The organism is Afifella marina DSM 2698 (genome assembly GCF_900102695.1).
Taxonomy (GTDB): domain Bacteria; phylum Pseudomonadota; class Alphaproteobacteria; order Rhizobiales; family Afifellaceae; genus Afifella; species Afifella marina.
Genome location: NZ_FMVW01000018.1, coordinates 1 through 8,018, shown reverse-complemented (window position 1 = coordinate 8,018; position 8,018 = coordinate 1). Strand labels below are relative to the sequence as shown.

Here is an 8,018-nt window from a genome sequence, read left to right as displayed (position 1 = left end):
GAAAGGACCGATGCCCATCGCCTGACACCCTGGGGCAAAGCGATCTACAAGCGGCGCAAGGAGACGGTGGAACGCTCCTTTGCCGATGCAAAGCAGCTCCATGGCCACCGCTACGCCCGGTTCCGAAGTCTGAGCCGCGTCTCCAGCCAGTGCCTGCTCGCCGCCGCCGCTCAGAACATCAAGAAGATGGCCATCGCACTCAGCCGGATGCCGGCTCCGAGCCCCGCATGAGGGCCCCCAGCATCCGCTTCGACGTAGACAGACAAAATCGAGCAGCGATCCGCATCACCACAAAAAACAAACCCCGCCAAAAATGACGGGGTTCGTCAGCAGTCTGAGGCCGGCGTGACGCCGGCCTTTCCGTATCCTCTGACGAGGCTGTCGTGCGAGTAGGCCCGCTCTACGCAGCCTGACGCTGCATATGACGGCCTTCGGCGATTTCCTCCGCCACCTTCGCACAGAAGGCATCGAGGTCACCCGGGTTGCGGCTGGTGACGATGCCCTGATCGACGACGACTTCCTTGTCGTGCCAGTTGGCGCCGGCATTCATCACATCGGTCTTGATCGACTTGTAGCTGGTCATGTCGCGCCCCTTGGCGACACCTGTCTCAACGAGCAGCCATGGCGCATGGCAGATGGCACCGATCGGCTTCTTCTGCTCATAGAACGCGCGGATGAGGGACAGGGCCTTCTCTTCCACGCGCAGGAGGTCGGGATTGATCTGGCCGCCCGGAAGAACGAGGGCGTCGTAATCGTTGGCGTTGACCTCGTCGAGCTTCCGGTCGACAGGGACTTCTCTGCCCCAATTGTCCTTATCCCAGCCCTTGATCGCGCCTTCCTGCGGAGAAACCACATGAACTTCGGCACCCGCCTCGCGCAGCTGCTTCAGCGGCACCTCAAGCTCAGACTGTTCAAAGCCGTTGGTTGCGAGAATGGCTACTTTTTTTCCGGTAATATCGTGCATGTCTCAACTCCTTGAATTTCTCGACGGATGGCCCGTCTCTTCGATGATTCAACGACATACCCGGATACGAGTTCCGACCTTTTCCGACCGCAGCGGCTCACTTAGACTGCCGGCGATGTGGCGGTGGACAATCCTGTTTCTTGCGCTCGCCGGCCTCACCCTTGCCGGCTGCACGAGCAATTCCGAGACCATGCGGATGCGATGGTACGAGGCCCGCAAGGCGCAGCCGCCAAAGGGCGACAAGGTCTATGTCTGCCACGCCTTCAGCTGTCTCCTGACGACACCGGTGCGGTTTTCGCCGAAAGAGATCAGCATGCTCTCCCAGCCTTTCCGCGACGTCGCCAATGCGCAGGAAGAACGCCGCGCAATCTCCAAAGCCGTACAGATTTTCGAGGACAACGTCGGACGGAAAATCGGCACCTCCGGCGATTTGGGCGGCTTTGAGAAAGTCGGCGGCGGAGATCCGACCCAAATGGACTGCATCGACGAGGCGACCAACACGACGAGCCTGCTCGTTTTCCTGCAGGAGCATGGGCTGCTCAAATATCACACGGTCGCGGAGCCGGTTGCGAGGGGCTTCTTCCTCGACGGGCGCTATCCCCACGCGACCGCCGTCGTGACCGACACCCGGTCCAAGCAACGCTGGTCGATCGATTCCTGGCCCAACGCCAACGCCGAGCCGCCCGTGATCATGCCCCTCAAAGATTGGTTCGCCGAGCGATAAGGCCGGGCGGAGACCTCTCCCCAAACAAAAGCGCACAAACGAAAACCGCCGGCGAATTCTCGCCGGCGGTCTTCAACCCAAAACCTGGCCTCAGAGGCCGGAAATCAGAACGTGGCTTCCCGCGCCACGCGGCGGATTTCGCCCGGAGTGATACCGATATCGTGCAACTCACGAACGGAGAGCCCCTGCAGCTCCTTCAGAGTGCGCTGATAGCGGCGCCAGCGGCGGAAGCGACCAAGCAGGCCCTTGGAGGACGTGCCCATAATGAACCTCGGAATGTTTTATCTAGCGTTTGACGAGGCGGATATAGCGATACCCGCTCTGCTTTTGCAGTGCACAAATCGCATGGCTGGGATGCCGAAAAGGGAGGCAGTTGCCGCAATTTTGTAACCTTATCCGCCTGCATAAGAGGCAGTTTCCGTTGCGGGGATTTTGGGCTCAGAAACGGCCCTCATCCGGGATGTTGAGGAGCTCGCCGCAGGCCTTGCAATGAACCGCATCAGCCTCGTGGCGCTGTAGGCCACAGCTTGGGCAGGTGAAGCGGATCTTGCGGGGGCGTAGGAGGACCTGCACGAGGCGCAGGAACAGCGTGACCCCAAAGATCATGATCACGACGGCAACCAGCCGCCCGCTCGTGCCGCCGAGCGTGATGTCGCCAAAACCCGTGGTCGTCAATGCGGTGACGGTGAAATAGAGCGCATCGACGTAGTTGCCGATTTCCGGATTCTGCCGGTGCTGCGTCTCATAGACGATGCCCGTCATGATGAAGAGAAACACGGCCAGATTGGCGAGTGCGATGATCGCTTCCTCATTTCGCCGGAAGAAGGGACTGCGTTTTCGGAAGCGGACGAGCACATGATATGTGCGCAAAAGCCGCAGGGTTCTGAGGACCCGCAGAAAGCCCGCCCCTTCATCGGCGAGTGGCAGCAAAAACGAGACGATCGCGGCAATATCCGCCCACGTCGTGGGACGGGCCAGATGCGAAAGGCGATGCCGGCTGATGAAAAGCCGCGCGAGAAAATCCGCCAGGATGACGAGGCCCAGTCCGAAATCGAACCAGATGAGCGCACGCGAATAGGGCACGAAAGACGTGACGACGACGAACAGCAGCGTCGCGCAGTCAAAGATCAAAAGTCCTAACCGAAAGCGGTGGGCACGGCGGCTGTCACCCTCGTAAAGCTGGGTGAGGAAAACGCGCAGGCCCTGCGGGCTATGCCCGGAGGAAGAGCCGCGTCGTGGCTTGCCGGGCAATCGCCGCTCTCGTTTGTCTGCCAAAGCGCCCCCCTCACCGCCCTGCAACCGGCGCGGCTATTCATCATGGGCGCTGCATCGCGGCCATGCAACGCGACGGGGTGAAAGCGTCTGAGACGCCCGATCCACACGCGCTCGGCTACATCCCGTGACGGCGCCCGGACGCAAACGTGGCACTCGCACCGCCGCCCCTCGGCGAGTTTCTCAGATCACTTCGTCCAAGGTGGTGAGGATCGGCTGCTGGCTTTTGAGGATCTTGGTTCGTGCCTCCTCGAGGGAGAACCACCCGGCACGATCGACCTCGGGAAAGGTCCGGCGCCCGCCCGAATGCGGCGGCCACTCCATTTCGAAGACATTGCTCTTGAATGCGCCGAGGTCGAAATCTCCCTCAAGCGCGAAGACTTCGATACGCTTGCCACCCGCCTGCCTGAACTCGCCGAGGCGGATGAGATCGCCATCCGGCACGCATCCCGTTTCCTCGTAGAACTCGCGCCGGGCGGCCACCTCCGCAGCCTCTCCTTCTTCTCGCAGACCTTTGGGGATCGACCAGGCACCGTCATCCTTCTTCGCCCAGAACGGGCCGCCCGGATGAACGAGCAGCACCTCGGGGCCGGAAGATCTCCGGCGGAACATCAAAATGCCTGCGGAGCGGAGGATCGTGCGCCTCGCGAGTGACGTCTATTCCGCGGCCTCAGAGCGCCGCATGCCGCGCTCCAGAATCGGCTTCAGAAACTGCCCTGTGTAACTCCGCGGCTCTTCCACGACCTCTTCCGGCGTGCCTGCCACCACGATCGCACCGCCGCCGTCGCCACCCTCCGGCCCGAGATCGATGATGTAGTCGGCGGTCTTGATGACATCGAGATTGTGCTCGATCACCGCCACCGTATTGCCCTGCTCCACCAGCTCGTGCAGCACCTCCAGAAGCTTCGCCACATCGTGGAAATGCAGCCCCGTGGTCGGCTCGTCGAGAATATAGAGGGTACGTCCGGTCGCGCGCTTCGACAATTCCTTGGCAAGCTTCACCCGCTGCGCTTCGCCGCCGGAAAGCGTCGTCGCCTGCTGGCCGATGCGCACATAGCCAAGCCCCACACGCGCCAGCGTCTTCAGTTTGTCGCGCACCGCCGGGATCGCCTGGAAGAAGTCGACGCCTTCCTCCACCGTCATGTCGAGGACATCGGCGATGGATTTCTCCTTGAACATGACTTCCAAGGTTTCGCGATTGTAGCGTTTGCCGTGGCAGACGTCGCAGGTGACGTAGACGTCCGGCAGGAAGTGCATCTCGATCTTGACGACACCGTCGCCCTGGCAGGCCTCGCAGCGTCCACCTTTGACGTTGAACGAAAAACGGCCCGGCTGATAGCCGCGCGCCTTCGCCTCCGGCAGCCCCGCAAACCATTCGCGGATCGGGGTGAACGCCCCCGTATAGGTCGCCGGATTGGAACGCGGCGTGCGTCCAATCGGCGATTGATCGATGTCGATCACCTTGTCGAGATGCTCAAGCCCGGCAAGCTCCGCATGCGGCGCGGCCTGCTCGCGCGCACCGTTGAGGCGTCGTGCGACCGCCTTATAGAGCGTGTCGATAAGGAGCGTGGACTTGCCCCCACCCGAAACACCGGTCACGCAGGTGAAGGTGCCGAGCGGAATTTTCGCCGTAACGTCCTTGAGATTGTTGCCCGTCGCGCCGATGAGCTTCAGCCAGCGTTTCTTGGCGGCCTTGCGGCGCGTCTGCGGAACCTCGATCGCCCGCGCGCCCGAAAGGTACTGGCCCGTGAGTGAGGCCGGACTTGCCATGACATCGCCGGGCGTGCCCTCCGCCACCACCTCGCCGCCATGGATGCCGGCGCCGGGCCCCACATCGACGACATGGTCGGCCGCCATGATCGCATCCTCGTCGTGCTCCACGACGATGACGGTGTTGCCGAGGTCGCGCAGATGCTTGAGCGTCTCCAGAAGCCGGGCATTGTCGCGCTGATGCAGGCCGATCGACGGCTCATCCAGCACATAGAGAACGCCGGTCAGGCCAGAGCCGATCTGGGAGGCGAGCCGGATGCGCTGGCTCTCGCCGCCCGACAACGAACCCGAATTGCGCGACAAGGTCAGATAATCGAGCCCGACATCGTCGAGAAAGCGAAGCCGTTCGCGAATTTCCTTGAGAATGCGCAGCGCGATCTCGTTTTGCTTTCCGCTCAGCTTTTCCGGCAATTCCGTGAACCAGCGGTTCGCCTCGCGGATCGAAAAGTGCGAGACCTCGCCAATGTTGAGACTTGCGATTTTCACCGCCAGCGCTTCCGGTTTCAGCCGCAAACCGTTGCAGGACGCGCATGGCGTTGAGGACATGTACTTGCCGATCTCCTCGCGCATCCACGCGGAATCGGTCTCCTTCCAGCGCCTCTCCAAGTTGGGGATGATGCCCTCGAAGGTCTTCTTCGCCTGATATTTTCTGAGACCGTCGTCGTAGACGAGAGCGACCTTCTCCTTGCCGGTGCCATACAAAATGGCCTGGCGGGCATTCTCAGGCAGCTCTTCGAACGGAACCGTCAGGCTGAAGCCATAATGCTGGGCGAGCCCCTCGAGCGTCTGCAGATAATAAGGCGAGCTCGATTTCGCCCAAGGGTGGATTGCGCCCTTGCGCAGGCTCAAGCGTGGATCGGGCACCACGAGATCGGGATCGATACGCAGTTCCGATCCGAGACCGTCGCAGGTCGGACACGCGCCGAAGGGATTGTTGAACGAAAACAACCGCGGCTCGATCTCAGGAATCGTGAAGCCGGAAACGGGACAGGCGAACTTTTCCGAAAAGACGATCGGTGCCGCAGGCTTGCCACCTTCGCCCATATCCGCGAACTCGGCGACGGCGATGCCATCGGCAAGCCTCAGCGCCGTCTCAAGCGAATCAGCAAGCCGGCTCCCGGCATCCGCTCGCACGACCACACGATCGACGACGATATCGACATCGTGCTTCAGCTTCTTGTCGAGCGCCGGCGCCTCGGCGATCTCATAGAAGGTTCCGTCGATCCGCGCGCGCTGAAAACCACGCTTCATATATTCGGCAAGATCCTTGCGGAATTCGCCCTTGCGGCCACGCACCACCGGCGCCAGCAGATAAAGCCGCGTCCCATCCGGCAATGCCAGAATGCGATCGACCATCTGGCTGACCGTCTGGCTTTCGATGGGCAAACCCGTCGCCGGCGAATACGGAACACCGACGCGGGCAAACAGCAGCCGCATATAGTCGTAGATTTCCGTCACGGTGCCGACGGTCGAGCGCGGATTGCGCGACGTCGTCTTCTGCTCGATGGAAATTGCGGGTGACAGGCCGTCGATCTGGTCGACGTCCGGCTTTTGCATCATCTCCAGGAACTGGCGCGCATAGGCCGATAACGACTCGACATAGCGCCGCTGTCCTTCGGCATAGATGGTATCGAAGGCGAGCGAGGATTTGCCGGAGCCAGACAGGCCCGTCATCACGATCAGACTGTCTCGCGGCAGATCGAGATCGACGTTTTTGAGATTGTGTTCGCGCGCGCCCCGCACGGAGAGCGTCTTTTGCGGATCCGTCATGGCCGTTCCGGAGGATGGTGATGCGGGCAGGCTCGCCCGATGCTTATTTAGTGCAGCCGGAGTGATGGAAAAACCCCGTCCTTCCAGCTTCGCGCTCCGCTCGCCTTTCGACGCCGATCATTCGCCAAGAACGACACGCCCGTCCGCGTCGATTGTCCAAAACGGATTGTGCGCAACTTCCCACAAATGCCCGTCCGGATCGGCAAAATAGCCCGAATATCCGCCCCAGAAGACTTCTTCGGCCGTTTTGACGACCTCGGCTCCCGCCGCCTCTGCCTCCTTCAAGACGACATCGACCTCCTCGCGACTTCTCGCATTGAAGGCCAGCGTGATGCCCGAAAATCCGGATCCGTCCGGGTCGATCTTGGCATCGGCCGCCAGGGATGCCCGCGGATAGAGCGCCAGAACAAAACCGTTCAGATCATAGAACACCACTTCCTCGTGGGCATTCGCACGTTGCCAGCCGAGCCCATTCTCATAAAACTGTCGCGCGCGCGACAGGTCGCCGACGCCCAGCGTCACGACGCTCAGTCTCTGTTCCATAGGCCTGCCTCTCGTCCGATGATCTTGCACGATGCCGGCAAGGAACATACAGTGAACACCATTCGGCGACAAGCGTCTTTGCAGGGGGCCCCGTTTACAGTTCGGCGGCGCTTGAGTGAAAAGGGGCAACCTTTGGCCGCTCTCGGCGGCTCCACAAACCAGGGAGAATTTCATGGCCGGCAGCGTCAACAAAGTCATCTTGATCGGCAATCTCGGGGCCGATCCCGAAATCCGGCGCCTGAACGATGGTCGTCCGGTGGTCAATCTGCGCATCGCGACGTCTGAAAGCTGGCGCGACCGCAATTCAGGAGAGCGGCGCGAGCGCACCGAATGGCACCGCGTCGTCATCTTCAACGAGGGACTGGCAAAGATCGCCGAGCAATATCTGCGCAAGGGCTCGAAGGTCTATCTCGAAGGCCAGTTGCAGACGCGCGAATGGGAAGACCAGTCGGGCCAGAAGCGCTTCTCCACCGAGGTCGTATTGCAGGGCTTCAATTCGGCCCTCACCATGCTCGATACGCGGGCCGGCGGCGGCGGTGGCAGCTACGACGCCCCCTCCTCCGACCGGGGTGGACGTTCGGATTTCGGCTCCTCCGGTCCGATGGAAGGCGGCCGCGGCTCCTTCAAGGACGACCTCGACGACGAAATCCCGTTCTGAGCTCGGGTCGGCACAGAAACAGCAGACAAAATGAAGGGCCGCTCACGCGGCCCTTCAGACTGCTGACGAACCCCGTCATTTTTGGCGGGGTTTGTTTTTTGTGGTGATGCGGATCGCTGCTCGATTTTGTCTGTCTACGTCGAAGCGGATGCTGGGGGCCCTCATGCGGGGCTCGGAGCCGGCATCCGGCTGAGTGCGATGGCCATCTTCTTGATGTTCTGGGCGGCGGCGGCGAGCAGGCACTGGCTGGAGACGCGGCTCAGACTTCGGAACCGGGCGTAGCGGTGGCCATGGAGCTGCTTTGCATCGGCAAAGGA

The 8,018-nt window shown here is 61.5% G+C and carries 10 protein-coding genes; 3 read left to right on the top strand and 7 right to left on the bottom strand.

Translation table 11 applies throughout. The features are described 5' to 3' along the window. Positions 1 to 231 (top strand): transposase (locus tag BLP76_RS18400; RefSeq protein WP_171904425.1); only part of this gene is annotated, 231 nt, incomplete at its 5' end. A gap of 169 nt (positions 232 to 400) precedes the next feature. On the opposite strand, the gene BLP76_RS18395 is transcribed toward BLP76_RS18400, so the two are convergent. Next, entirely contained in the window at positions 401 to 964 is a 564-nt protein-coding gene (locus BLP76_RS18395; RefSeq protein WP_092816672.1) for a type 1 glutamine amidotransferase domain-containing protein, read from the bottom strand. A gap of 115 nt (positions 965 to 1,079) precedes the next feature. Here BLP76_RS18395 and BLP76_RS18390 point away from each other — a divergent pair, with 115 nt between their 5' ends. Further along, complete coding sequence (locus BLP76_RS18390; RefSeq protein WP_200170631.1) at positions 1,080 to 1,688, top strand: hypothetical protein; 609 nt, start codon at positions 1,080 to 1,082, stop codon at positions 1,686 to 1,688. A 104-nt stretch (positions 1,689 to 1,792) separates the two neighbouring features. On the opposite strand, the gene BLP76_RS18385 is transcribed toward BLP76_RS18390, so the two are convergent. The 5 genes from BLP76_RS18385 to BLP76_RS18365 form a co-directional block, all read right to left on the bottom strand. Further along, the gene (locus BLP76_RS18385; protein WP_092816670.1) at positions 1,793 to 1,951 is read right to left on the bottom strand and encodes a DUF1127 domain-containing protein; all 159 of its coding nucleotides are present in this window, start codon (positions 1,949 to 1,951) and stop codon (positions 1,793 to 1,795) included. A gap of 175 nt (positions 1,952 to 2,126) precedes the next feature. Further along, entirely contained in the window at positions 2,127 to 2,888 is a 762-nt protein-coding gene (locus BLP76_RS18380; protein WP_092816674.1) for a potassium channel family protein, read from the bottom strand. A gap of 255 nt (positions 2,889 to 3,143) precedes the next feature. Further along, positions 3,144 to 3,596 (bottom strand): NUDIX hydrolase, encoded by a 453-nt coding sequence (locus BLP76_RS18375; protein WP_092816668.1) that lies wholly within the window; start codon positions 3,594 to 3,596, stop codon positions 3,144 to 3,146. 21 nt (positions 3,597 to 3,617) lie between these two features. After that, positions 3,618 to 6,500, bottom strand: a complete 2,883-nt coding sequence (gene uvrA / locus BLP76_RS18370; RefSeq protein WP_092816666.1) for an excinuclease ABC subunit UvrA — start codon at positions 6,498 to 6,500, stop codon at positions 3,618 to 3,620. Between the two features lie 117 nt (positions 6,501 to 6,617). Next, entirely contained in the window at positions 6,618 to 7,043 is a 426-nt protein-coding gene (locus tag BLP76_RS18365; protein ID WP_092816664.1) for a VOC family protein, read from the bottom strand. A 172-nt stretch (positions 7,044 to 7,215) separates the two neighbouring features. On the opposite strand from BLP76_RS18365, the gene BLP76_RS18360 reads away from it, so the two are divergent. Beyond that, complete coding sequence (locus BLP76_RS18360) at positions 7,216 to 7,701, top strand: single-stranded DNA-binding protein (RefSeq protein ID WP_092816662.1); 486 nt, start codon at positions 7,216 to 7,218, stop codon at positions 7,699 to 7,701. Between the two features lie 161 nt (positions 7,702 to 7,862). On the opposite strand, the gene BLP76_RS18670 is transcribed toward BLP76_RS18360, so the two are convergent. Then, positions 7,863 to 8,018, bottom strand: a 156-nt coding sequence (locus BLP76_RS18670) for a transposase (RefSeq protein WP_171904424.1), incomplete at its 5' end; no start/stop codon positions are given.

What these genes read in the sequence shown, in the direction of transcription:
- BLP76_RS18390 (WP_200170631.1), top strand. Translation starts at nt 1,080, where the DNA reads ATGTGGCGGTGGACAATCCTGTTTCTTGCGCTCGCCGGCCTCACCCTT.
- BLP76_RS18360 (WP_092816662.1), top strand. Translation starts at nt 7,216, where the DNA reads ATGGCCGGCAGCGTCAACAAAGTCATCTTGATCGGCAATCTCGGGGCC.
- BLP76_RS18395 (WP_092816672.1), bottom strand. Translation starts at nt 964, where the DNA reads ATGCACGATATTACCGGAAAAAAAGTAGCCATTCTCGCAACCAACGGC.
- BLP76_RS18385 (WP_092816670.1), bottom strand. Translation starts at nt 1,951, where the DNA reads ATGGGCACGTCCTCCAAGGGCCTGCTTGGTCGCTTCCGCCGCTGGCGC.
- uvrA (WP_092816666.1), bottom strand. Translation starts at nt 6,500, where the DNA reads ATGACGGATCCGCAAAAGACGCTCTCCGTGCGGGGCGCGCGCGAACAC.
- BLP76_RS18365 (WP_092816664.1), bottom strand. Translation starts at nt 7,043, where the DNA reads ATGGAACAGAGACTGAGCGTCGTGACGCTGGGCGTCGGCGACCTGTCG.